This window comes from Sphingomonas sp. UYP23 (genome assembly GCF_054059235.1).
Genome location: NZ_JBSSBX010000001.1, coordinates 1,649,466 through 1,668,923 on the forward strand (window position 1 = coordinate 1,649,466; position 19,458 = coordinate 1,668,923).

The 19,458-nt window shown below is 67.7% G+C and carries 28 protein-coding genes; 18 read left to right on the forward strand and 10 right to left on the reverse strand.

The window, feature by feature from the left end:
• Window positions 1-18: 18 nt before the first annotated feature.
• Complete coding sequence (tolQ, locus tag ACVWYO_RS08205) at window positions 19-708, reverse strand: protein TolQ (protein WP_457354915.1); 690 nt, start codon at window positions 706-708, stop codon at window positions 19-21.
• 8 nt (window positions 709-716) lie between these two features.
• Window positions 717-1,202, reverse strand: coding sequence for a tol-pal system-associated acyl-CoA thioesterase (gene ybgC / locus ACVWYO_RS08210; protein ID WP_457349753.1), 486 nt, complete (start codon window positions 1,200-1,202; stop codon window positions 717-719).
• Between the two features lie 112 nt (window positions 1,203-1,314).
• Here ybgC and ACVWYO_RS08215 point away from each other — a divergent pair, with 112 nt between their 5' ends.
• The 4 genes from ACVWYO_RS08215 to ACVWYO_RS08230 are packed head-to-tail and all read left to right on the forward strand — an operon-like array spanning window position 1,315 to window position 4,192.
• Window positions 1,315-1,734: a hypothetical protein gene (locus ACVWYO_RS08215; RefSeq protein ID WP_457349755.1), complete on the forward strand. Its 420-nt coding sequence runs from the start codon at window positions 1,315-1,317 to the stop codon at window positions 1,732-1,734.
• A complete protein-coding gene (locus ACVWYO_RS08220; RefSeq protein ID WP_457349757.1) occupies window positions 1,735-1,968 on the forward strand; it encodes a helix-turn-helix transcriptional regulator in 234 nt (77 codons plus the stop codon). It begins immediately after the preceding gene.
• Complete coding sequence (locus ACVWYO_RS08225; RefSeq protein WP_457349759.1) at window positions 1,965-2,711, forward strand: ABC transporter ATP-binding protein; 747 nt, start codon at window positions 1,965-1,967, stop codon at window positions 2,709-2,711. Before ACVWYO_RS08220 ends, ACVWYO_RS08225 begins: the two co-directional genes overlap by 4 nt.
• 8 nt (window positions 2,712-2,719) lie before the next feature.
• Window positions 2,720-4,192 carry a hypothetical protein gene (locus tag ACVWYO_RS08230; RefSeq protein ID WP_457349761.1) on the forward strand — a complete coding sequence of 491 codons (1,473 nt, stop codon included), beginning with the start codon at window positions 2,720-2,722 and terminating at the stop codon, window positions 4,190-4,192.
• On the opposite strand, the gene ACVWYO_RS08235 is transcribed toward ACVWYO_RS08230, so the two are convergent.
• Window positions 4,189-4,827 (reverse strand): hypothetical protein, encoded by a 639-nt coding sequence (locus ACVWYO_RS08235; protein WP_457349763.1) that lies wholly within the window; start codon window positions 4,825-4,827, stop codon window positions 4,189-4,191. The genes ACVWYO_RS08230 and ACVWYO_RS08235 overlap by 4 nt on opposite strands.
• A gap of 131 nt (window positions 4,828-4,958) precedes the next feature.
• A complete protein-coding gene (locus ACVWYO_RS08240; protein WP_457349765.1) occupies window positions 4,959-5,753 on the reverse strand; it encodes a hypothetical protein in 795 nt (264 codons plus the stop codon).
• Between the two features lie 73 nt (window positions 5,754-5,826).
• Here ACVWYO_RS08240 and ACVWYO_RS08245 point away from each other — a divergent pair, with 73 nt between their 5' ends.
• Window positions 5,827-6,156 carry a hypothetical protein gene (locus ACVWYO_RS08245; protein WP_457349767.1) on the forward strand — a complete coding sequence of 110 codons (330 nt, stop codon included), beginning with the start codon at window positions 5,827-5,829 and terminating at the stop codon, window positions 6,154-6,156.
• Between the two features lie 59 nt (window positions 6,157-6,215).
• Here the strand turns inward: ACVWYO_RS08245 and ACVWYO_RS08250 are convergent, their stop codons facing one another.
• The gene (locus tag ACVWYO_RS08250; protein ID WP_457349769.1) at window positions 6,216-7,247 is read right to left on the reverse strand and encodes an NAD(P)H-dependent flavin oxidoreductase; all 1,032 of its coding nucleotides are present in this window, start codon (window positions 7,245-7,247) and stop codon (window positions 6,216-6,218) included.
• A gap of 45 nt (window positions 7,248-7,292) precedes the next feature.
• On the opposite strand from ACVWYO_RS08250, the gene ACVWYO_RS08255 reads away from it, so the two are divergent.
• The 3 genes from ACVWYO_RS08255 to ACVWYO_RS08265 all read left to right on the forward strand — a co-directional run bounded on the left by ACVWYO_RS08255 (window position 7,293) and on the right by ACVWYO_RS08265 (window position 9,193).
• Window positions 7,293-7,709 carry a secondary thiamine-phosphate synthase enzyme YjbQ gene (locus ACVWYO_RS08255; RefSeq protein ID WP_457349771.1) on the forward strand — a complete coding sequence of 139 codons (417 nt, stop codon included), beginning with the start codon at window positions 7,293-7,295 and terminating at the stop codon, window positions 7,707-7,709.
• Between the two features lie 98 nt (window positions 7,710-7,807).
• Window positions 7,808-8,668: an NAD(P)-dependent oxidoreductase gene (locus ACVWYO_RS08260; protein WP_457349774.1), complete on the forward strand. Its 861-nt coding sequence runs from the start codon at window positions 7,808-7,810 to the stop codon at window positions 8,666-8,668.
• A 129-nt stretch (window positions 8,669-8,797) separates the two neighbouring features.
• Complete coding sequence (locus tag ACVWYO_RS08265) at window positions 8,798-9,193, forward strand: hypothetical protein (protein WP_457349776.1); 396 nt, start codon at window positions 8,798-8,800, stop codon at window positions 9,191-9,193.
• 17 nt (window positions 9,194-9,210) lie between these two features.
• Here ACVWYO_RS08265 and ACVWYO_RS08270 read toward each other — a convergent pair whose 3' ends face one another.
• On the reverse strand, window positions 9,211-10,485 hold the full coding sequence (locus tag ACVWYO_RS08270) for an aspartate kinase (RefSeq protein ID WP_457349778.1): 1,275 nt from the start codon (window positions 10,483-10,485) through the stop codon (window positions 9,211-9,213).
• A gap of 62 nt (window positions 10,486-10,547) precedes the next feature.
• Here ACVWYO_RS08270 and ubiG point away from each other — a divergent pair, with 62 nt between their 5' ends.
• Window positions 10,548-11,285 carry a bifunctional 2-polyprenyl-6-hydroxyphenol methylase/3-demethylubiquinol 3-O-methyltransferase UbiG gene (gene ubiG, locus ACVWYO_RS08275; RefSeq protein ID WP_457349780.1) on the forward strand — a complete coding sequence of 246 codons (738 nt, stop codon included), beginning with the start codon at window positions 10,548-10,550 and terminating at the stop codon, window positions 11,283-11,285.
• Between the two features lie 161 nt (window positions 11,286-11,446).
• Here ubiG and ACVWYO_RS08280 read toward each other — a convergent pair whose 3' ends face one another.
• Window positions 11,447-12,979 (reverse strand): ABC transporter permease/substrate-binding protein, encoded by a 1,533-nt coding sequence (locus ACVWYO_RS08280; protein WP_457349782.1) that lies wholly within the window; start codon window positions 12,977-12,979, stop codon window positions 11,447-11,449.
• A complete protein-coding gene (locus ACVWYO_RS08285; protein WP_457349784.1) occupies window positions 12,976-13,755 on the reverse strand; it encodes an ATP-binding cassette domain-containing protein in 780 nt (259 codons plus the stop codon). Before ACVWYO_RS08285 ends, ACVWYO_RS08280 begins: the two co-directional genes overlap by 4 nt.
• A gap of 149 nt (window positions 13,756-13,904) precedes the next feature.
• On the opposite strand from ACVWYO_RS08285, the gene ACVWYO_RS08290 reads away from it, so the two are divergent.
• A complete protein-coding gene (locus ACVWYO_RS08290) occupies window positions 13,905-14,708 on the forward strand; it encodes an SDR family oxidoreductase (protein WP_457349786.1) in 804 nt (267 codons plus the stop codon).
• Here ACVWYO_RS08290 and ACVWYO_RS08295 read toward each other — a convergent pair.
• Window positions 14,697-14,990: a 4a-hydroxytetrahydrobiopterin dehydratase gene (locus ACVWYO_RS08295; protein WP_457349788.1), complete on the reverse strand. Its 294-nt coding sequence runs from the start codon at window positions 14,988-14,990 to the stop codon at window positions 14,697-14,699. The two genes, ACVWYO_RS08290 and ACVWYO_RS08295, sit on opposite strands and share 12 nt — an antisense overlap.
• Before the next feature lie 50 nt (window positions 14,991-15,040).
• Between ACVWYO_RS08295 and ACVWYO_RS08300 the strand changes: the two genes are divergently transcribed.
• The 4 genes from ACVWYO_RS08300 to ACVWYO_RS08315 all read left to right on the forward strand — a co-directional run bounded on the left by ACVWYO_RS08300 (window position 15,041) and on the right by ACVWYO_RS08315 (window position 17,088).
• Window positions 15,041-15,454, forward strand: coding sequence for a metallopeptidase family protein (locus ACVWYO_RS08300; RefSeq protein WP_457349790.1), 414 nt, complete (start codon window positions 15,041-15,043; stop codon window positions 15,452-15,454).
• Window positions 15,451-16,047: a heme ABC exporter ATP-binding protein CcmA gene (ccmA, locus tag ACVWYO_RS08305; RefSeq protein WP_457349792.1), complete on the forward strand. Its 597-nt coding sequence runs from the start codon at window positions 15,451-15,453 to the stop codon at window positions 16,045-16,047. The genes ACVWYO_RS08300 and ccmA overlap by 4 nt, the downstream gene beginning before the upstream one ends.
• Window positions 16,044-16,688 (forward strand): heme exporter protein CcmB, encoded by a 645-nt coding sequence (locus ACVWYO_RS08310; protein WP_457349794.1) that lies wholly within the window; start codon window positions 16,044-16,046, stop codon window positions 16,686-16,688. Before ccmA ends, ACVWYO_RS08310 begins: the two co-directional genes overlap by 4 nt.
• A gap of 118 nt (window positions 16,689-16,806) precedes the next feature.
• On the forward strand, window positions 16,807-17,088 hold the full coding sequence (locus ACVWYO_RS08315; RefSeq protein ID WP_457349796.1) for a helix-turn-helix domain-containing protein: 282 nt from the start codon (window positions 16,807-16,809) through the stop codon (window positions 17,086-17,088).
• A gap of 5 nt (window positions 17,089-17,093) precedes the next feature.
• Here the strand turns inward: ACVWYO_RS08315 and ACVWYO_RS08320 are convergent, their stop codons facing one another.
• Window positions 17,094-18,026 carry an IS5 family transposase gene (locus ACVWYO_RS08320; protein WP_457348219.1) on the reverse strand — a complete coding sequence of 311 codons (933 nt, stop codon included), beginning with the start codon at window positions 18,024-18,026 and terminating at the stop codon, window positions 17,094-17,096.
• Between the two features lie 73 nt (window positions 18,027-18,099).
• On the opposite strand from ACVWYO_RS08320, the gene ACVWYO_RS08325 reads away from it, so the two are divergent.
• The 4 genes from ACVWYO_RS08325 (at window position 18,100) to ACVWYO_RS08340 (ending at window position 19,397) form a co-directional block, all read left to right on the forward strand.
• Window positions 18,100-18,288, forward strand: coding sequence for a hypothetical protein (locus ACVWYO_RS08325; protein ID WP_457349798.1), 189 nt, complete (start codon window positions 18,100-18,102; stop codon window positions 18,286-18,288).
• Between the two features lie 44 nt (window positions 18,289-18,332).
• Window positions 18,333-18,641 carry a JAB domain-containing protein gene (locus ACVWYO_RS08330; protein ID WP_457349800.1) on the forward strand — a complete coding sequence of 103 codons (309 nt, stop codon included), beginning with the start codon at window positions 18,333-18,335 and terminating at the stop codon, window positions 18,639-18,641.
• Window positions 18,638-19,066, forward strand: coding sequence for a response regulator (locus ACVWYO_RS08335; RefSeq protein ID WP_457349802.1), 429 nt, complete (start codon window positions 18,638-18,640; stop codon window positions 19,064-19,066). The genes ACVWYO_RS08330 and ACVWYO_RS08335 overlap by 4 nt, the downstream gene beginning before the upstream one ends.
• 124 nt (window positions 19,067-19,190) lie before the next feature.
• Window positions 19,191-19,397 (forward strand): hypothetical protein, encoded by a 207-nt coding sequence (locus ACVWYO_RS08340; protein ID WP_457349804.1) that lies wholly within the window; start codon window positions 19,191-19,193, stop codon window positions 19,395-19,397.
• The last annotated feature ends 61 nt before the right edge of the window (window positions 19,398-19,458 follow it).

Genomic DNA, 19,458 nt, shown 5'->3' on the forward strand with positions numbered 1-19,458 from the left:
GCGGATGAAGCGGATCGCTCACCGGCGCACCTCGCTCTCGAGCTGGCGGCTGAGCGTCGCGTGGAAGCCGTCGGCGAAGCGGTTGAGGCGGGCTTCGATGCGGTTGATGCCGTGGCTGAAGCGGTTGTACGCAATCACCGCAGGGATCGCCGCGAACAGGCCGATCGCGGTCGCGAACAGCGCCTCGGCGATCCCCGGTGCGACAACGGCAAGCGACGTGTTCTGCGCCTGCGCGATCCCGGTGAAGCTGCGCATGATCCCCCACACCGTACCGAACAGCCCGACGAACGGCGCGACCGAGCCGACCGTCGCAAGGATGTTGAGCCGATCGGACAGCTGGTCGATCTCGTTGGCGACCGCAGCGCCCATCGCCGTCGCAAGCCGCTCGCGCGTGCCGCCGCGATCGACCTGCCCGCCGACGGTCGAGCGGCGCCATTCGGCGACACCCGCGGTGAACACCCGCGCGATCGGCAAGTCGCTCTCGCTGTGCAGACGGTGGAACGCATCGATGTCCTCGGCTTTCCAGAAATCGCGCTCGAACGTCGCGATTTTCCGCCGCGTGCTGCCCAGCCGGAAGAAGAAGCCGAGAATGACAGCCCAGGTCCAGACGCTCGCCGCCAACAGGCCGAGCATCACCGTCTTCACCACCCAGTCGGCCTGGAGGAACAAGGCGATCGGCGATAGTGTCGCCGCATCGGTGTTGAGCATGATTTCGTTCACGTGGCGCTTTCCCCTGATCCCATCGCGCGTTTGCCCATCACTTGGCGGAACGCCGCGATCCATTCCTTCGGCTGGCGCTGCGGCCGGCCCGTTGCCGCGACCAAGGCCGCGGTGACGTCTGCCTCGGTCAATATCGTATCGCCGCGCATGACTCGTTGCTGAATATCGACCGATGCCGCGCGGACCGTCTGCAGCGTGGTCAGAACGATCAGCGCGTCGTCGAGTTTCGCCGATGCGCGGTAACGGATGGCGAGCGCGGTCACGGCGTACGCCCCGCCGCCGGCTTCCTGATGGGCGCGCTGATCGATCCCGACGAGCCGCAGCATGTCCGAACGCGCGCGCTCCATGTAGCGCAAATAGTTGGCATGATAGACGATTCCCGAAAGATCGGTGTCCTCGAAATAGACACGCAGCGGAAACCGGTGGACGGTTCCGACGATGCGGCCTTGCGCGGGCTGATCGAGGTCGCTGGCCGTCGTCATGCCCGCGCTGTTAATCTAACCTGGCAAGCGAGGGAACCCTTAACGGCGCTTGCACCGATGTAACTCTCAGGTTACATGTAACCCGTAGGTTGCGAATCGAAGGGGATTGAAGATGAGCTTGGTCGAACTCGCCGAACGCAAGGCGCACGCCCGCGTGATCTGCCTCTACCTCTTTGCTGGGCTCACCGTGGTGATGCTCGGGCTGACTTTCTCGACGTGGCGACCGTCCTTCTTCCAGGGGACGTGGCTGGGCTTCACCCTCGTCTCCACACTCTATCTCTCGCCATTGGCGACGCGCCTGAAGAGCGGCCCGCTTGCACAATTGCTCGAGGACGAGGTGACGCGCGAACACCGCCGCGCGAGCAGCGCGATTGGCTTCTGGGCGGGTCTGCTCACCGCTGCGGCGCTGCTCGCGGTCGGCGACGTGCCTGGGCTGCTGTCGGCGAGCGACAGCGCGCGGATCATCTTCACCGCCGCAATCGTCGTGGCGCAGGTCCGTCTCGCCACGCTCGAGCTGCAGGCCGCGCGCTGAATGGCCGAAACGCTCCGCAATACGCTCAAGGCCGAACGCGAGCGGCTCGATCTGACGCAGGCGGCGCTCGCCGAACGCGTCGGAGTCAGCCGCAAGACGATCAACACCGTCGAGAATGGCGTGTTCGTCCCCTCGACGATCCTCGCGCTCAAGCTCGCCGCAGCGCTTGATCGGCCGGTCGAGGCCCTGTTTGCGCTAGACGATTCGGGTGTATCGCCTAAACAGGACACATGACCCATTCCGCGCTGCGCATCCGGGGCCTTGCCAAGGCGTTCGACAAGCCCGTCATCGCCGGGCTCGACCTCGATATCGCGGCGGGCCAGCTCTATGCGCTGCTCGGCCCCAACGGCGCAGGCAAGACCACCACGCTGCGGATGGTCGCCGGGCTCGCCAAGCCCGATGCCGGGTCGATCGAGATCTTCGGCGTCGATGCGCGGCGCGATCCGCTCGGCGCCAAGGCGATCACCGCGTGGCTGCCCGACGAGCCGATGCTCTATGACAAGCTCAGCCCGCTCGAATATCTTGCCTTCGTCGCCGGGCTGTGGCGGATGGATCCGGGCCAGGCAGCACAGGAGGCCGATCGGCTGCTCCACTGGCTCGATCTCTGGGAGCAACGCGACACGCGCTGCGAGGGCTTTTCGCGCGGGATGCAGCAGAAGGTCGCGCTCGCAGGGGCTTTGATCCACGATCCCAAGCTGCTCATCCTCGACGAACCGCTGACCGGGCTCGACGCGAGCATGGCGCGCTCGGTCAAGGACGCACTCCGCGCGCAGGTTGATGCCGGCAAGACCGTGATCGTCACGACGCACATCCTCGAAGTCGCCGAGCGGATGGCCGACCGGATCGGGATCATCGGTGGCGGGAAACTGCTGGCCGAGGGGACGCTCGACGACCTGCGCGACCGTGCCGGCACCGAGGGCATGACGCTCGAGGATACCTTCATCCGCTTGACCACTCCGGGGACGCCGGCCGCGTGAACTGGGCGATGCGTCAGCTGCCGCCCGGCTCGTTCGGCTGGCTCGCGCTGAACGAGGTGCGGCTGGCGGTGCGCGCGCGCAAGGGTGCCGGGCGGACCAGCGCGACACGGCTGATCGGCTATCTGCTGGTCGCGGCCTGGGTGGTGATCGGCTGTGCGATCGGCTGGGGCCTGCGCGACACCGCGATCCCGATCCTGCCCGAAGTGCGGATCGCGGTGCTCGCGGTGAGCATCGTCATGCTGAGCTTCATGACCGCACAGGCGATGCTCGGCAGCCAGCGCAGCCTGTACGACGTCGGCGACCTCGCGCTGCTCTTTTCGGCGCCGATCCGCGAGGCCAATGTGCTGCTCGCCAAGATGCTCGGCATCGCCGCGACGATCGCGCTGACCTACGCCGTGCTGCTGTTGCCGATCGTCATGCCCGTCGCCGCGCTCGGCCATCCGCGGCTGTTCGGGCTGGTGGCGCTGCTCGTCGCGCTGGCCTTGAGCGCGACCGCGCTTGGCCTGGCGCTGACGCTCGCCGTCGCGACGCTGGTCGGCCCGCGCGCCGCGCGCACCTTCGGGCAGATCCTGGCGGCGCTGCTAGGCGGCGCGGTGTTCCTCGGCTCGCAGCTCCTTCCCCGCGCCGATCACAAGGGCAGCGCGATGCTGGCTTTGTTCGAGCGGTTGCAGACCGACGGTGTCGGGACGCGTGGGCTGAGCAGCCTGCCGGGCCGCGCCGCGTTCGGCGACCCGCTGGCGATCGCGATCGTGCTCGGCGTCGCGCTGGTGCTCTTCGCCGGCGCGGGGCTGACGCTCCAGCGGCTGTTCCTGTCGGGCTATCAGGACGGCGGCAACCGCCTGTCGCGCAGCAAGCCGACCGGGCGCGCGAGCGCTCGACTGTTCCATGCCGGGCTGACGCGCACGATCTTCGCGAAGGAATGGCGGCTGCTCGCGCGCGACCCGGCGCTCGCCTTCCAGATCGTGATGCGGCTGATCTACATGGCGCCGCTCGTGCTGGCGATGGCGGGCAGCCGCCACGCCGTACCGATTCCCGCCGCGATCGCCTTTGCGAGCGTGCTGATCGCGAGCCAGCTCGTCGGCAGCTTCGCCTGGCTGACGGTGTCGGCCGAGGACGCGCCCGACCTGCTCGCGGTCGCCCCCGTCGCCAAGGCGCAGATCGATCGCGCCAAGGTGCTTGCGGCGCTGGCGATGGCGGCGCCGTTCGCGCTCGTCCTGCCGATCGGGCTGGCGACGCGTACCCCGATCGGCGCGCTGATCACGCTGGTCATGACCGGGCTTGGCGGCTTCGGCGCGGGCTATGTCGAACTCAAGCTTGGCAAGCCAAACCCGCGCAGCAGCTTTGCGCGGCGGCGCCAAGGCGGCTTCGTCGCCGGCCTGGCATCGCTGGCGATCGCCGTGGTGTTCGGCGGCGGGGCCGCCATCGCGGTCTATTGCCTCGATGGCGGCCCCGCGTTGAGCGGGTTCATCGGCGAGCGCTAATCGGCGAAGGCGATCGTCATCGGCCGCGGTGCCGTGCTGCCCCCTACACCGCTATTGCCACTGCCACTGCCACTGCCACTGCCACTGCCGAGCGACGCGACCTCGAGTGGCACCGGCGGATGAACTTCGACTGTCGCGAAAACCGGCGCCGGGGCCGCCACCCGGAACGGCGCCTCTAGTCGCGCGAGCGCGGCCTCGGCGAAATTGGCGAAGTCCGACGGTTCGACGCTCGTAATACCGCGCAGCACCCCATGCGCCGTCGCGCAAAACGCCTCATGCCCGTTTTGCGCGGCAAAGCCGTTATACAGCCGGGTCATCGCGCCATCCTCGGCCGCTTGCCACTGCGATGCGAAATGCGTGCGATAGGCGCGCTCGGTTCCGGCGGCCGCCTCTGCCAACGGCGCGGCAGCGTCGTGCAGCATCGCATTGTAGAGCCGGACGGTCTCCTCGCCATCGGCACCGCGACACGCCAACGCGGCAACATTGAGCGCCGCCCGCATATGCCAGACCGTCTCCGCCGCCGACAGCGGCTCGGTCCTGGCGGGATTTCCCACCCCGGCGACCTGGGCCGAAACCGGCACGGAGATCAGACACGCGCCGACAATCGGCGCGACATACCGCAACTTTCCCAACATGTTTGAAGCCCCCACTTTTCCCAAGTGGAGTTTTAGGCAAACGCCCTCACCAAGAGTTTGCGCAACACGCCGAATTCGGCGCTAACGATAGGTATCGTGCTGATCTCGATCAGGTGGTCGCGCCGACCGCCCTAGTGGCTGGACGGTGCCGCGAACGGACGCGGTGGGCCGGCATGGACCTCGCGTCCCGTCGGATCGGGCAACAATGCGACTTGTTCCAGCTGGATCCGCGGCGTGGGTCGCGCCAGCGCCACCTTGGCGCGCGGCGACGCGCTTCGCAGCGCGACGATCGGCGCCGGCGTGGCGACCGCGGTCGGCGCCGCATTTGCGCGCCAACGATCATAACGCGCGTAGAAATCGGTAAAGGCTGCGTCGAGCATCGGCAGCCGCGCGGCGGCGAAGGCCGGGAAACCGGCCGGGGTCACCGTCTCGCTTTCCGCCAAAATCTGCGACGCGGCAGAACAGAAGGCGGGATGGGCAAAGCCTTGCGAGAAGAAATTGTAAAGCACGGTCATCGCGTGATCATAGCCGCCACGGCTGCGATATTCGCTGGCAAGGCGTGCTTCGGCATCGCGCAACACGCTGCGCTGCCGCGCGAGGATCGCATTATAGCGCGCCGCGACAACCGCATCGCCGGGACCGCGACACGCCAGTGCGGCGACGTTGAGCCCGGCGCGAAAGTGCCAAACGACCGCGGCGGGCGTCAGCGTGCGGTTGGGCGTGTCGTACGATCCATCGGCCAGCCGCTGCGGAATCGGCATACCGGGATAGCTGCCCGCTGGCGGCGCCGTCGCCACGATCGCCACGATCGCCACGGGCGGTGGCGCAACGGTGGCGACCGACGGCAAGCGGTGCGACGCACATCCGTCGAGCAGTGCGACGCCAGCCAGCAACAGTGCGGACGCCGAAAGTCGAATCGATCTCATCACGCAACTCCAATCCGGGAAACGGGTTTCGCACGACAGGGTTAACGCCGCGTTACCGGCGTTCCGGCAGCCGATGTTGATCCGGGATGAAGTTCGACCTCAAACGAACGGCGAGCAGCATGGCGCTGCCCCGCTTCTCGGCGCGGCGGGATCTGCGCCCGCCATCAGCTTGGAGCGCCTGGCGCCCGACGATCCCGTCGGCGCGGAGACCTGGAGTGGCCTGGAACGCAAGGATCGCCGCGATCGTTTTAACCCGCGCACGCGGTCGATCGGCCCCGGATCGAACCGCTTTGCCTGCGGGGCGGACCGGTCGATTTTACGGCCAGAAGAATCCGTCGGCCGAAGCCGTATGCGGAAAATTCCATGGCAATATCGGCAGACCGCCCAGATACCGAAGGCATAAGTCTGCCCTCGACACGTAATCTAAGCGAGACCAGGCCGGCCGGCCGGCACGACCCGCCGCTACGCCGCGCGCTGCTCGAGCGCCGCCGCGGCCTCGGTCATCAGCAAGGCGATGATCTTGGCGACCGGCTCTTCCTTGGTCACCATCCCGACCGACTGGCCCGCCATCAGGCTGCCATGCTCGACATCACCGTCGATCACCGCACGACGCAACGCGCCCGCCCAATAATGTTCGATCTGCAACTGTGCCTCGGCCATCTCGACCTGACCTGAATCGAGCAGCTGCGCGACTTCGCGCTGCTTGGCGGTGAACAGGTCGCCGCCGGCATTCTTCAGCGCGCGCACCGGGATGACCGGCAGGCGCGGATCGATCTGTACGCTCGCTACCGCATCGCGCGCCGACGCGCGCAGGAATGCCTTCTTGAAATTGGCATGGGCGATGCTCTCGGTCGCGCAGACGAAGCGCGTGCCGAGCTGGACGCCCGCCGCGCCCATGTCGAGATAGGCGGCAATCCCCTCGCCGCGGCCGATGCCGCCGGCGACGAACACCGGCACCTTGTCGGCGACCTCGGGCAGGATTTCCTGCGCAAGCACGCTGGTCGACACCGGGCCGATATGGCCGCCGGCTTCCATTCCCTCGACGACGAGCGCATCGACGCCCGAGCGGATCAGCTTCTTGGCGAGCGAAAGCGCAGGCGCGAAACAGATCAGCTTGGCGCCATTCGCCTTGATCGCATCGATCGACCCCGTCGGCGGGAGGCCACCGGCCAGCACGACATGGCCGACGCCGTGGCGGTTGCACACTTCGATCAGGTCGAACAGCGCCGGATGCATCGTGATCAAATTCACGCCGAACGGCTTGGTCGTAAGCGCCTTGGTCGCGGCGATCTCGCGGTCGAGCAGCTCGGGCGTCATCGCGCCGCACGCGATCAGCCCGAAGCCGCCGGCGTTCGACACCGCGGCGACGAGATTGCGTTCGGACACCCACGACATCGCGCCGCACAGGATCGCGACCTCCGAGCCGAGAAAGGCGGAACCGCGCGTCATGCGCCGGGCGAGGCGCGTGGCGCCGATCGAGGAGATTTCGTTCATGCAGCGGGCCTAGCCTTGCGCAGGGCTTTGGGGCAAGCCCGCGTCATGCGACAGGCCGTGACCGAACTGGCGATTCCCACCCCCGGGCAGGGCCTTCACGAGATCACTGATCTGGTCGAGCGTTGGGTCGCCGACAGTGCAATCGAGACGGGGCTGCTGACGCTGTTCGTTCGCCACACCTCGGCGTCGTTGCTCATCCAGGAAAATGCCGCGCCCGCCGCGCGGCGCGATGTCGAGCGCTATTTCGCGAAGATCGCGCCCGAAAGTGCGGGGTATGAGCATGACGATGAGGGGCCCGACGACATGCCCGCCCATCTGCGCGCCGCGCTGACCGCGACAGGTTTGTCGATTCCGGTTGCGAGCGGGCGGGCGGTGCTGGGGACGTGGCAGGGGATCTATCTGTTCGAACATCGCCGGACGAGGCATCGGCGGCGCGTGGCGCTGCATTTGATCGGGGAATAAAGAGCGAAGGCGCGCTCCAGCACCCGCGAGCCACCCGCCTGGAACCTCCCTCTGCGCCAAACGCTTGCGCTTCGACTTTTCCACACAGGACATTCCATATGCAGATCGGTTTCATCGGGCTCGGCAAGATGGGCAGCGCCATGGCCGTCAACCTCGCCAAGGCGGGCCACCAGGTCCACGCGTGGAACCGCTCGCCGGTCGATTCCGCCGAGATTCCCGGCGTCACGATCGTCGACAGCGTCGCCGCCGCGCTCGATACCGAAGTCGTCTTCACCATGCTCGCCGACGACGCCGCGATCCGCAGCGTGCTGCTCGACTCGGGCGCGCTCGACTCCGCGCGCGCCGGGTTGATCCATATCGTCACCGCGACGATCTCGGTCGCCTTTTCCAAGGACCTCGCCACCGACCATGCCGGGCGTGGCCTCGCTTACGTCGCCGCCCCCGTCTTCGGCCGCCCCGACGCCGCCGCCGCGGCGCAGCTCAACGTCGTCGTCGCCGGGCCCGACGATGCGGTCGCCACCGTCACCCCGCTGCTCGAGGCGCTCTCGACTAAGGTCTGGCCGCTCGGCGCCGAACCCAGCCAGGCCAATGCCGCCAAGATCGCGGGCAACATGATGATCACCATGGCGATCGAGGCGATGTCCGAGGGCGTCGCGCTGGCGGGCGACAATGGCGTCGCGGCCGACACTTTCCTCGATCTGATGACCGGCACGCTGTTCGGCGCGCGCGCCTATCAGAGCTACGCGCCCAAGATCGTCTCGGGCGATTTCACGCCGGGCTTCAAGATGAAGCTCGGGCTCAAGGATCTCCGCCTCGCGACCGAACTGGCCGATGCGGCGCAGGTCACGCTACCGGTGCTCGACGCGGTGCGGACGCGGATGAGCGCCGCGGTTGATGCCGGGATGGGCGAGCAGGACTGGTCCGGCATCTCGAGCCGGCCCTACGCGCCCACGGGTTGATCGGTCGGGAAGGACGGCGCGGGCCTGACGCTCGCACCGTCTCGACCGAAATACCCGCTCTTCGGCAAAGGCTTGCCATCGTTACGCCGCGATCTGCAGCCACTCCGTCGGGATTGCGGAGGGTGGCCCATGTCGGTGGTGTTGATGCTGATCCTCCAGAGCGCCGGCGCCGCACTGCCGGTCGATTTCGATCTCGCGCATCTGCCCGCGCGCGACCGCCTTGCGGTCCTGCAACGCTGTGCCACGGCGACAACGTCCTCGGATATCATCGTCTGCGCCGCGCGCCACGATCGCCCTCTGGTCGCAGCCGCCGAGGGCTGGGCCAATCCCGACGACGAACCCGACGACGCTCGCGTCACACGCGGCACCGGGATGGCGGCGCTCACCCCGATCGGCGCGTGCGGCATGTTCGCCGGGCAGCGCGATTGCAACAAGGCCGAGATGCGTCACTTCGGCTACGGCCGCAGGCGCGATCCGGTGACGTTCGTGGGCAAGCTCGCGACGAAACTGCTCGGCCGCGACTGAGCGCGCCGCGGCGCGGTTCAGGTCGCGACGTCCTCCGCATCGAGCCCGTAGGCGGTGTGCAGCACGCGCACCGCGAGTTCGGTATAATCCTCCTCGATCAGCACCGAGACCTTGATCTCGCTGGTCGAGATCGCCTGGATGTTGATCCCGCGCTCGCCAAGCGTGGTGAACATCGTCGAGGCGACACCGGCATGGCTGCGCATGCCCACGCCCACCACCGAGATCTTTGCAACGCGCGTATCGTGGACCAGTTCGGCGAACCCGATCGCCTCGCGCCCCTGGTTGAGCACTTCGATCGAGCGCGCCAGATCGGCGGCAGGCACGGTGAAGGTCACGTCGGTCGACCCCGCGGCATGCGCGATGTTCTGGATGATCATGTCGACGTTGATGTTCGCCTGCGCGAGCGGCGCGAAGATCGCCGCGACTGCGCCGGGCTTGTCGGGCACCGCCACCAGCGTGATCTTGGCTTCGTTCTTGTCGTGCGCGATGCCGGTGATGAGCTGGCTTTCCATATCGTCAATCTCCTCCCAAAACTCATCCTCGCCCACGATCATCGTGCCGGGCAATGTATCCGCCATCGGTGCATCCTCGCCGGTGAAGGACGACAGCACCTGGACGCGGACGCCTTCCTTCATCGCGAGGCCGACCGAGCGGGTCTGCAACACTTTCGCGCCGACCGAGGCCAGCTCGAGCATTTCCTCGTACGTCACCTTCTTAAGTTTGCGCGCCCGCGGCACGATCCGGGGATCGGTGGTGTAGACGCCATCGACATCGGTGTAGATGTCGCAGCGGTCCGCCTTCATCGCAGCCGCCATCGCGACCGCCGACGTGTCCGATCCGCCACGGCCGAGCGTGGTGACGCGGCCGTGTTCGTCGACGCCCTGGAAACCCGGGATCACCGCGACTTCGCCCGCGGCGAGACTCGCCTCGAGTGCCGCCATGTCGATGTCCTGGATCCGCGCCGAGGCGTGCGCGTCCGAGGTCGAGATCGCGAGCTGCCAGCCGAGCCAGCTGCGCGCAGGCACACCCGCCGCCTGCAGCGCGATCGCCAGCAAGCCGCTGGTGATCTGCTCGCCCGCCGAGACGACAACGTCATATTCCTTCGGGTCGTAGAGCGACGACGCCTCGCGGCAGAAGCCGACCAGCCGGTCGGTCTCGCCCGCCATCGCCGACACGACGACCGCGACCTGATTGCCCGCCGCCACCTCGCGTTTCACCCGCGCGGCAACGCTGCGGATACGTTCGATCCCGGCCATCGAGGTGCCGCCGAATTTCATCACGATACGGGCCATGGGTGGCAGAAGTCCTTGAGGTGGGGCTTGGGCTATGCGGGCGGTCCTGATAGAAAGCGGGCATGAACAGCGCAACCGTAACGTCTGCAACCACTATCGACCCGGCCGAGGCCGCGCATTTCGGCGCGATGGCGGCGGAGTGGTGGGATCCCACGGGCTCGTCGGCGATGCTTCACCGGCTCAATCCGGTGCGGCTGCGCTATCTGCGCGAGCGGATCGACGCGCATTGGCTCGGCGATGACACGGGCTTCACGCCGCTCGCCGGAAAGCGCGCGCTCGATGTCGGGTGCGGCGCGGGGTTGCTGTGCGAGCCGCTTGCGCGACTGGGCGCTACGGTGACGGGGCTCGATGCGGCGGCGGAGAATGTCGCGGTGGCGGCGACGCATGCCGCGGGGTCGGGGCTGGCGATCGACTATCGTACGGGGAGCGTCGAGGATCTGGCGGGCGAGACGTTCGATCTGGTGACCAGCCTCGAGGTGATCGAGCACGTCACCGATCCGTCGGGGTTCGTCGCCGGGCTGGCGCGAGCGCTCGCGCCGGGCGGGCTGCTGGTGCTGTCGACGCCGAACCGTACGGCGCTGTCGCGGCTGGCGCTGATCACCTTTGCGGAAGGGACCGGCACGATCCCGCGCGGGACGCATGATTGGGACAAGTTCCTGACGCCGGATGCGCTGACCGAGCTGGTGGTGGCGTCCGGGCTCAAGGTGGTCGATGTCCGGGGCCTGGGCTTCTCGGTGGCGAAGGGCTTCGTGCTGAGCGACGACACCAAGCTCGACTATTTCGTGACCGCCACCCGCTAACGCCTCCCCTCCCTGGAAGGGAGGGGTCGGGGGTGGGTCGGCCTGTGGCGCGGCTGACACCCGCCTTCCGCGCGGCAAATCCCGATTTTGTAGAGCGTTCCGCGCCCGGGAGGCCGACCCACCCCCAGCCCCTCCCTTCCAGGGAGGGGAGCAACGCCGCGCTACAACCCGACCTTGCGCTCCAGCCAGCGCGCCGCGGCATCGGGGGTTGCCTTGTTAGCATCGCGGTCGACCTGATAATTCGCCGCGCGCATCGCCTCGACCGGGATCCGCCCGACCATCGGCTGCAACGCCGCGACGAATTTCGCATCCTTCGCCCGCCCCGGCGCGACCATCATGATCGCGTCATACCCCGGAATCGCATGGCGCGGGTCGCTCAGCACCGTGAGATGCTGCGCCGCGATCCGCCCGTCGGACGAGAAGGCCGAGATCACATCGGCCTGCCCGCTCGCCAGCGCCTGGTACATGAAGGTCGGGCTATAGGCGTGCGACGCGCCGAACTTGAGCGGATAGGCGCGCTGCACCGCCGCCCATTCGGGCCGCTCGAGAAATTCGAGATCGGCGCCGAGCGTCAGTTGCGGCGCGACCCGCACGAGATCATCGAGCGACGCGACGCCCTTCGCCTTGGCCGCCGCGTCCTTCATCGCAAAGGCATAGGCATTCTCGAACCCCAGCGCGCCGAGCAGCCGCACCTGCGCCGTCTTCTCCGCCCAGTCGCCGATCGCCGCGACCATGGCGGGTCTCGCGGGGATGTCGCGGCGCTTCATCTCGTTGGTCCAGATCGTGCCTGCATAGTCGACATAGACGTCGATCGCATCGGTCTTGAGCGCGCCGAACACCACCGCCGAGCCGAGCCCGTCGCGATATTGCACATGATAGCCGGCACGCTCGAGCCGATGCCCGATGACGCGCGCGAGAATATATTGCTCGCCGAAATTCTTCGCGCCGATCGTGATCGTATCGCCCGAGCGCGGCCACAGCGGCGTCAGCGCGAGCAGCACGCCGACGAGCAGCACGCTACTCGCCGCCCACACGCGTCCGCGCTTGCGCTGCGCGATGCCGCGCTCGATCACGCCGAGTAATGCATCGACCGCAAGCGCGAGCGCGGCGGCACTGAGGCAGCCGGCAAGTACGAGCGCCCAGTTCTGCGTCTGGAGGCCGGCAAAGATCATGTCGCCAAGGCTCGGCTGACCGACGGTGGTCGACAGCGTCGCCGCGCCGATGGTCCAGACCGCGGCAGTCCGGATTCCCGCCATCAGCACCGGCGCGACGAGCGGCGCCTCGACCAGCCGGAGCTTCTGCCACGACGTCATCCCAACGCCGTCGGCCGCCTCGATCACCGCCGGGTCGAGCCCGAGCAGCCCGGTCACGCCATTGCGCAGGATCGGCAGCAGCGCATAGAGCGTCAGCGCGAGCAACGACGGCAGGAAGCCGAGCGCGGGGATCCCGCCGCCGACCAGCCCCGACACGAACAGCAGCAGCGGATAGAAAAGCGCGAGCAAGGCGAGACTCGGCACGGTCTGGACGAGGCTCGCAAAGCCGAGCGCCACGCGCGCGACACTGGGCTTTCGCGCCGACCAGATCGCCAGCGGGAGGCTGATCGCAAGCCCGAGCAACAACGCCGACGCCGCCAGCAGCAAATGTGCCGCGAGCAGTGGCGGGACGCGCGTGAGCGCCTCGACGAACGGGCTCATACTGCCTGCTCCAGCGCCTGCAACTTGCGCGCTTGTTCGCGCGGCACCGCGACCAGCGCCGCAGCGACGGGCCCGCCCTCACCCGCGAGCAGCGCCTTGGGGGTGGCGTCGGCGACGATCCGTCCGGCATCCATCACCAGCACGCGGTCGGCGAGGATCAGCGCCTCGGCCATGTCGTGCGTCACCATGATCGTCGTCAGGCCGAGTTGGTCGTGCAGGTGCCGGATCGCACCGCCCAACTGGTCGCGCGTCACCGGATCGAGCGCGCCGAACGGCTCGTCGAGCAGCAGCAGCCCCGGCGCCGTCGCAAGCGCGCGCGCCACGCCGACGCGCTGGCGCTGCCCGCCCGACAGCGCATCGGGGCGGCGCGTCGCGAACTCGCGCGGCAGCTCGACCAGATCGAGCAGTTCGGCGACGCGCTCGGCATTCGTCCGTTCGCCCGCCAGCCGCAACCCGATCGCGATATTCTCGGCGACGCTCATGTGCGGGAACAGACCGATATTCTGGAAGACATAGCCAATCCGCCGCCGCAGCACGTGTGGCGGCGCGTCGCCGACGCCCACGCCGCCGATACGGACCTCGCCCGCGCTCGGTGCGATTAGGCGGTTGATCATCTTGAGCAAGGTCGATTTGCCCGAGCCCGAACTGCCGACCAGCGCAACGAAGCTGCCCCCCGCAATCTCGACCGACACGCCGTCGACCGCGATCGTCCCGCCGGCATAGGCTTTGGTGACGCCGGCAAAGGCGACGGCGGGGCCGGGAGATCGAACGGACATCCCGAGCTTTGTGCGGGAGCTTTGCCAGAGCGTCAAACCTTGGTTCGCCCGGGCTTGTCCCAAGCGCGCGCGTATCGCACACTCGCCGCCAACGCTCGAGCGGCCCGGTGCAAACCGGGGCGACCCCGGCATGACGGAAAGGATGCAGCATGACCGACACCCCAAAGGCAATTTTCATCACCGGTGGGGGATCGGGGATCGGCCAGGCGACCGCCAAGCTGTTCGCGGCGCGCGGCTGGCGCGTCGGCCTCGCCGACGTCAACACCGCAGGATTAGCCGCGACCGCCGCGATGCTGCCCGCCGGCATGGTCGAGACCTATCAGATGGACGTGCGCGACCGTGAGGCGTGGGTCGCGCACCTCGACGCCTTCACCGCGACCACGGGCGGCCGGCTCGACGTTTTGTTCAACAATGCCGGGATCGGCACGGGCGGCCCGATCGCCGAGATGAGTTTCGACGATCTTGACCGCGTCGTCGCGATCAACCTCGTCGGCGTGCTCAACGGCGCCAAGATCGGCTATCCCTATCTCGCGCGCACGCCGGGATCGTGCCTGCTCAACACCGCGTCGGCGTCGGCGATCTACGGCTCGTCGGGTCTGCCGGTCTATTCGGCGACCAAGTTCGGCGTACGCGCGCTGACCGAGGCGCTCGACGGCGAATGGTATGGCGCCGGGATCAAGGTGCGCGATCTCGTCCCGAGCTTCATCGACACGCCGCTGCTTGCGACGCCGGCGGGCAACAGCAATTACTCGATCAAGCAGGTCGTCACCAACGCCGGGCTCGAGCTGACCAATGTCGACAAGGTCGCGCAGGCGGCGTGGGACGCTGTCCACGGCGACAAGGTCCACACCTATGTCGGCAAGACGGCCGACCGCATGGCGTTTGCCGCGCGCTGGATGCCGGGCAGCTTGCGCAAGCGGATGCGGCGCGGGACGATCGGCTCAGCCGAGTAAAGCGTCGATCGCCTCCGCCAGCGCGACGTCCTTGTGCGACAAGCCCCCGGCATCGTGCGTGGTGAGCAGCACGTCGACGCGGTTCCACACGTTCGACCATTCGGGATGGTGATCGGCCTTCTCGGCGAGCAACGCGACGCGCGTCATGAAGGCGAACGCCTCGCTGAAATCGGCGAAGGTGAAGGTCCGCGTGATCGCGTCGCGCGCCTCGTCATAATCCCAGTCGTCGAGCGTATCGAGCGCTTCGGCACGGCCTTCGTCGTTCAGCGGTTCGACCTTCATTCCTGCTCTCCTGCTGGCGCGCGCGCCGCCTTCGCCGTAAGGCATAGCCAATGCCGCCCGTCGATCAACTGCGCACCGCGCCCGACGCCGATACGATCGAAGCGATCGCGCGCGCGACGATCGCGGGGCTGCCAGCAGAATTCCGCGCGCACCTCGGCGATGTCGTGCTGATCGTCGAGGATCTGGCCGATGACGAGACGCTCGACGCGCTCGGCATCGAGCATCCGCTCGATCTGACCGGGCTGTATCACCGGCGTCCGGTTGGCGAGAAATCGTCGATGGACAGCGGCGACCTGCCCGACCGTATCCATCTCTATCGCCGCGCGATCCTCGACGAATGGATCGAGACCGGGGTCGATCTCCACGCGCTCGTCGCGCACGTCACGATCCACGAGATCGGGCATCATTTCGGACTGTCCGACGACGATATGCATGCGCTGGAACATGCGGCGGGCCCCGCGTGACGCCGGTCTTCGCCTTTCGCGACGTGTGCTGCGTCCGGGGTGGGCGGATGCTGTTCGAGCATATCTCGTTCGCGGTCCCGCCGGGCGGGGCGGTGTCGGTCTCGGGGCCGAACGGCGTCGGCAAATCGAGCCTGATCCGCATTGCCGCGGGCCTGCTCCGGCCCGCCGCGGGCGAGGTCGCCGCCGCGCCGCACCGCGCGCTGATGGCCGAAGCCGCGGCGCTCGATGCTGCGCGGCCGCTTGGCGCGGCGTTGCACTTCTGGGCGACGCTCGATCCTGCCCCCGCCCCCTCCTCCGTCAGCGCGACCGAGCGCGTGGCGAAGGCGCTCGAAGCCGTCGGGCTCGCGCAGATCGCCGCGGTGCCGGTGCGCCTGCTCTCGACCGGGCAGCGGCGTCGCGCGGCGCTCGCGCGCGTCGTCGCGAGCGACGCGCCGCTGTGGCTGCTCGACGAGCCCGCCAACGGCCTCGACGTGGCGAGCGTGGCGATGCTCGAACGGCTGATCGCTGCGCATCGCGCGGGCGGCGGCGCGGTCGTGGTGGCGACGCATCTGCCGATCGCGCTGCCCGATGCGATCTCGGTCGTGCTCGGATGAGCGGCCTTTTTGCCATCATCGCACGCGATGTGCGGATCGCCTGGGCAAGCGGCGGGATCGTCAACGCGCTCGCTTTCTTCCTGCTCGTCACGATCCTCTTTCCCTTCGCGGTCGGCCCCGACAGCGCGTTGCTCGCGCGGATCGGCGGCGGGGTGATCTGGGCGGCGGCCTTGCTCGCCGCGCTGATGCCGGTCGAACGGCTTATCGGCCCCGATGCCGAGAGCGGCGTGCTCGACCAGCTCGCGGTGCGCGGTGTCAGCCTCGCGGCGGCGGCGGCGGCCAAGATCGTTGCGCATTGGCTCGGCTTCGGTCCGCCGTTGATGATCGCAGCGGTGCTCGCCGCCGGCTTGCTCGGCCTGCCGCCGCAGACGCTCGGCGCGGTCGAACTCGGGCTGCTGATCGGAACACCCGGCCTCGCCGCGCTCGCGGTGGCGACCTCGGCGCTGGTCACCGGGTTGCGCGGTGCAGGCGCGGTCGCCGGGCTGGTGATGCTGCCGCTCGCGGTGCCGCTGCTGATCTTCGGTGCCGGGTCGATCGACGGGGGCGCGCAGGCGGTCAAGCTGCTCGGCGCGGTCAGTCTGGTGCTGCTCGCCGGGGCGCCGTTCGTCGCGGGCGCTGCGATGCGCGCCGCGATGGAGTGAGACCGCCCGCTGGCGGCTGTGCGCGGCGAAGAAACGCGCTATAACGTCAAAGGCTTACGACATCGGTCGAGCCTGCCGCGAACGAATCGGAGTACGGCGTATTAAACGGTCAGCGAACATGTCCGAGCCATCCGGCGGCTCAGCGGCGAAGCGCCCCCGGCTGACCCCACGCGAGATGGACTGTCTGCGCGGCGTGCGCGCCCTGAAAAGCTCGGACGAGATCGCGCGCGACCTGAACATCGCGAGCGGCACCGTCGATTCCTATATCCGCGACGCCATCACCAAACTCGGTGCGCGCGACCGCCGCGACGCCGCAAAGCTGTTCGCCGTGATCGACCGCGATGCCCCCAATCGGCTTTGTTGCATAATTACGCGAGAGCATGACCGACGTTTTACTTGAAGATGTTATTGGATGCGGACGGTCACCGGCGTTCCTATTTCGGAGAACCGATTGAGAATTGCAGCACGGACTTTGAGCTCGGTAATCTGACGATCGAAGGTGCGGGCGACAACGCGCTGGCCCAGGAGTTTGAAGCAGTGCATTTTGGTCTCGACCAGACTGCGGCGATGATAGCCGCTCCACTTTTTCCAGATTGCGCGACCAAGCCGCTTTGTCGCGCGTAGCGCTCCATTGCGTGCATCGACGCCGGGACCGCCTTCTGCCCATGGTTGCCCGTTGCGGCGGACCGGGATGACCGCATCGGCACCGCGCCCGGCAATAGCGGCATGGCAGTCCCTGGTATCATAAGCGCCATCTCCGCCGACGCTGAGTATCCGCTCGTCTCCGGGAATTTGCGCCAGGAGAACGGGCAGCGTCGGTGCGTCACCAATGGCATTCGTCGTGACCTCAATGGCCCGGATATCCAGCGTCCCAGCATCAATCCCGAGATGCACCTTGCGCCACTGGCGACGGTAGGACGGTCCGTGTTTGCGCGTCTTCCACTCGCCTTCTCCCGTCATTTTGATCCCGGTGCTGTCGACCAGCAGGTGCAGTCCGCCCGAGCTGATCCGCCCGCCGAGGTTGACCTTCAACGTCTTCTGCCGTCGGCACAGCGTCGTATAATCCGGCACCGACCAATCCAGCCCCGCCATTTTGATCAGGCTCGAAACCAACCCCGTCACTTGCCGCAAAGGCAGGTTGAACAGCGTCTTCAGCGTCAGGCACAGCTCTATCGCGCTGTCTGAAAACCGCATCGGGCGACCAGGGCGACCACACGGCTTCGAAAGCCAGTGCATCTCCGGATCAAACCATATTTCCAGCGACCCACGCCGCTTCAGCGCCGCATTATACTCAGGCCAGTTCGTCGTACGATACACAGGTGCGGCAGGTTTGGGCATTACGCCTATCTATACCGCTCGATTCCCTGCGTGAATCCCCGCCATCAGTTTTGCAACAAAGCCGTTCCTGAGCGTGCTCGGGCATCTGATCAAGCTGCTCGACCCGAACGTCGTGACCGTCCTGTACTGGATCGCCAACGCATTCTGGGCGGTGCCGCAGATCGTGATCCTGGCGATCGCTACGGTCCGCCACACCCACCGGGCGCGCCGTCCCGGCGGGGACCCGGCCTGGGCCAACCCTTCGCGCTCGACCAAGCGCTAAGCGATCATCTGATCGCGACGATCGGCGCGTGCACGGTCGAACGGGTGCGCGTGTTCTTCGTCGATCGGCATGGGCGTTTGCTGCGGGACGTCGTGGTCAGCGAAGGCGATGGGCAATCGGTCACCTTGCCGATCGCTGCGATCGTTGGACAGGCGCTTGCGGTGCACGCAGCCGGCATCCTCGTCGCGCACAACCATCCCTCGGGCAAACTCGCGCCCAGTTCGGGCGACCGGATCGCGACGCGTGCGTTGCGCCGCCACGCCGACGCGGCGGGGATCGCGCTGATCGAACATCTGATCGTCGCGCGGACGGGATGTTCGGGTATCCTCGCGGCGTCGCTCGCGGCGTCATGACAGAGCCCACGTCCGGGAGCGCGCTGCTCAACGTGCTGGTGGTCGAAGACGATCGCCATATCGCCGCCATCATCGAGGTGTCGCTGCGGCTCGACCCGGGGATCGCGGTGCAGGTGGTCGATACCGGGACCGACGCGATCGAGACGCTGATCCACGGGGTCATGACGTTCGATCTCATCCTGCTGGATGGCACGCTGCCCGATATGTCGGGGCAGCAGCTGGCGCAGATCATCGCGCGCCACCCACGGCTTGCGACCGTGCCGATCATCATCCTGACGGCGGCTCTATCGACCGAGAAGCTCGACGCCTATCGCGCAACCGGGGTCTTGGCGGTGATGACCAAGCCGTTCGATCCCCTCACGCTCGCGCGCGATCTTCGTTCCCGGATCGAGCATGGAATGGGCCGTCCCGGCCCGATCGTCTGAGCGCCGCGCGGATTTCCGATGGACTGCACCGCAATCGTGCGTATCCTGCGCCGTCACCATGCCAGGCAGCGTGCTGACGTTCGAGTGGCGTGGGGCGAGCCTCCCCCTTTTGGACAGGTCGCAAGTGTCGGATCCCATCGACGATTTCGTGCGGCATCTCACCGCGCGCTTCGGAGCGCAGGCGCGTTCGATCGCGCTGTCGCAAGCGACGCTTGCCGCGGGTTTGAGCGGAACCGTCGCGGAAACATGGACGCGGATCGCCGACCGGATCGGGACCGGCGCCGACGCCGCCGGGCATGGACACGAAACCGACTGCTGTCCGCTCGACTGACCTGACGTAATCCGATTCCTGCGGCTTAGCGCGTAGGGCGGTCGCGAGACGCGCGGCCGTC

Coding starts and splice junctions, on each gene's coding strand:
- tolQ (WP_457354915.1), bottom strand. CDS start 708: ATGCTCAACACCGATGCGGCGACACTATCGCCGATCGCCTTGTTCCTC.
- ybgC (WP_457349753.1), bottom strand. CDS start 1,202: ATGACGACGGCCAGCGACCTCGATCAGCCCGCGCAAGGCCGCATCGTC.
- ACVWYO_RS08215 (WP_457349755.1), top strand. CDS start 1,315: ATGAGCTTGGTCGAACTCGCCGAACGCAAGGCGCACGCCCGCGTGATC.
- ACVWYO_RS08220 (WP_457349757.1), top strand. CDS start 1,735: ATGGCCGAAACGCTCCGCAATACGCTCAAGGCCGAACGCGAGCGGCTC.
- ACVWYO_RS08225 (WP_457349759.1), top strand. CDS start 1,965: ATGACCCATTCCGCGCTGCGCATCCGGGGCCTTGCCAAGGCGTTCGAC.
- ACVWYO_RS08230 (WP_457349761.1), top strand. CDS start 2,720: ATGCGTCAGCTGCCGCCCGGCTCGTTCGGCTGGCTCGCGCTGAACGAG.
- ACVWYO_RS08235 (WP_457349763.1), bottom strand. CDS start 4,827: ATGTTGGGAAAGTTGCGGTATGTCGCGCCGATTGTCGGCGCGTGTCTG.
- ACVWYO_RS08240 (WP_457349765.1), bottom strand. CDS start 5,753: ATGAGATCGATTCGACTTTCGGCGTCCGCACTGTTGCTGGCTGGCGTC.
- ACVWYO_RS08245 (WP_457349767.1), top strand. CDS start 5,827: ATGTTGATCCGGGATGAAGTTCGACCTCAAACGAACGGCGAGCAGCAT.
- ACVWYO_RS08250 (WP_457349769.1), bottom strand. CDS start 7,247: ATGAACGAAATCTCCTCGATCGGCGCCACGCGCCTCGCCCGGCGCATG.
- ACVWYO_RS08255 (WP_457349771.1), top strand. CDS start 7,293: ATGCGACAGGCCGTGACCGAACTGGCGATTCCCACCCCCGGGCAGGGC.
- ACVWYO_RS08260 (WP_457349774.1), top strand. CDS start 7,808: ATGCAGATCGGTTTCATCGGGCTCGGCAAGATGGGCAGCGCCATGGCC.
- ACVWYO_RS08265 (WP_457349776.1), top strand. CDS start 8,798: ATGTCGGTGGTGTTGATGCTGATCCTCCAGAGCGCCGGCGCCGCACTG.
- ACVWYO_RS08270 (WP_457349778.1), bottom strand. CDS start 10,485: ATGGCCCGTATCGTGATGAAATTCGGCGGCACCTCGATGGCCGGGATC.
- ubiG (WP_457349780.1), top strand. CDS start 10,548: ATGAACAGCGCAACCGTAACGTCTGCAACCACTATCGACCCGGCCGAG.
- ACVWYO_RS08280 (WP_457349782.1), bottom strand. CDS start 12,979: ATGAGCCCGTTCGTCGAGGCGCTCACGCGCGTCCCGCCACTGCTCGCG.
- ACVWYO_RS08285 (WP_457349784.1), bottom strand. CDS start 13,755: ATGTCCGTTCGATCTCCCGGCCCCGCCGTCGCCTTTGCCGGCGTCACC.
- ACVWYO_RS08290 (WP_457349786.1), top strand. CDS start 13,905: ATGACCGACACCCCAAAGGCAATTTTCATCACCGGTGGGGGATCGGGG.
- ACVWYO_RS08295 (WP_457349788.1), bottom strand. CDS start 14,990: ATGAAGGTCGAACCGCTGAACGACGAAGGCCGTGCCGAAGCGCTCGAT.
- ACVWYO_RS08300 (WP_457349790.1), top strand. CDS start 15,041: ATGCCGCCCGTCGATCAACTGCGCACCGCGCCCGACGCCGATACGATC.
- ACVWYO_RS08310 (WP_457349794.1), top strand. CDS start 16,044: ATGAGCGGCCTTTTTGCCATCATCGCACGCGATGTGCGGATCGCCTGG.
- ACVWYO_RS08315 (WP_457349796.1), top strand. CDS start 16,807: ATGTCCGAGCCATCCGGCGGCTCAGCGGCGAAGCGCCCCCGGCTGACC.
- ACVWYO_RS08320 (WP_457348219.1), bottom strand. CDS start 18,026: ATGCCCAAACCTGCCGCACCTGTGTATCGTACGACGAACTGGCCTGAG.
- ACVWYO_RS08335 (WP_457349802.1), top strand. CDS start 18,638: ATGACAGAGCCCACGTCCGGGAGCGCGCTGCTCAACGTGCTGGTGGTC.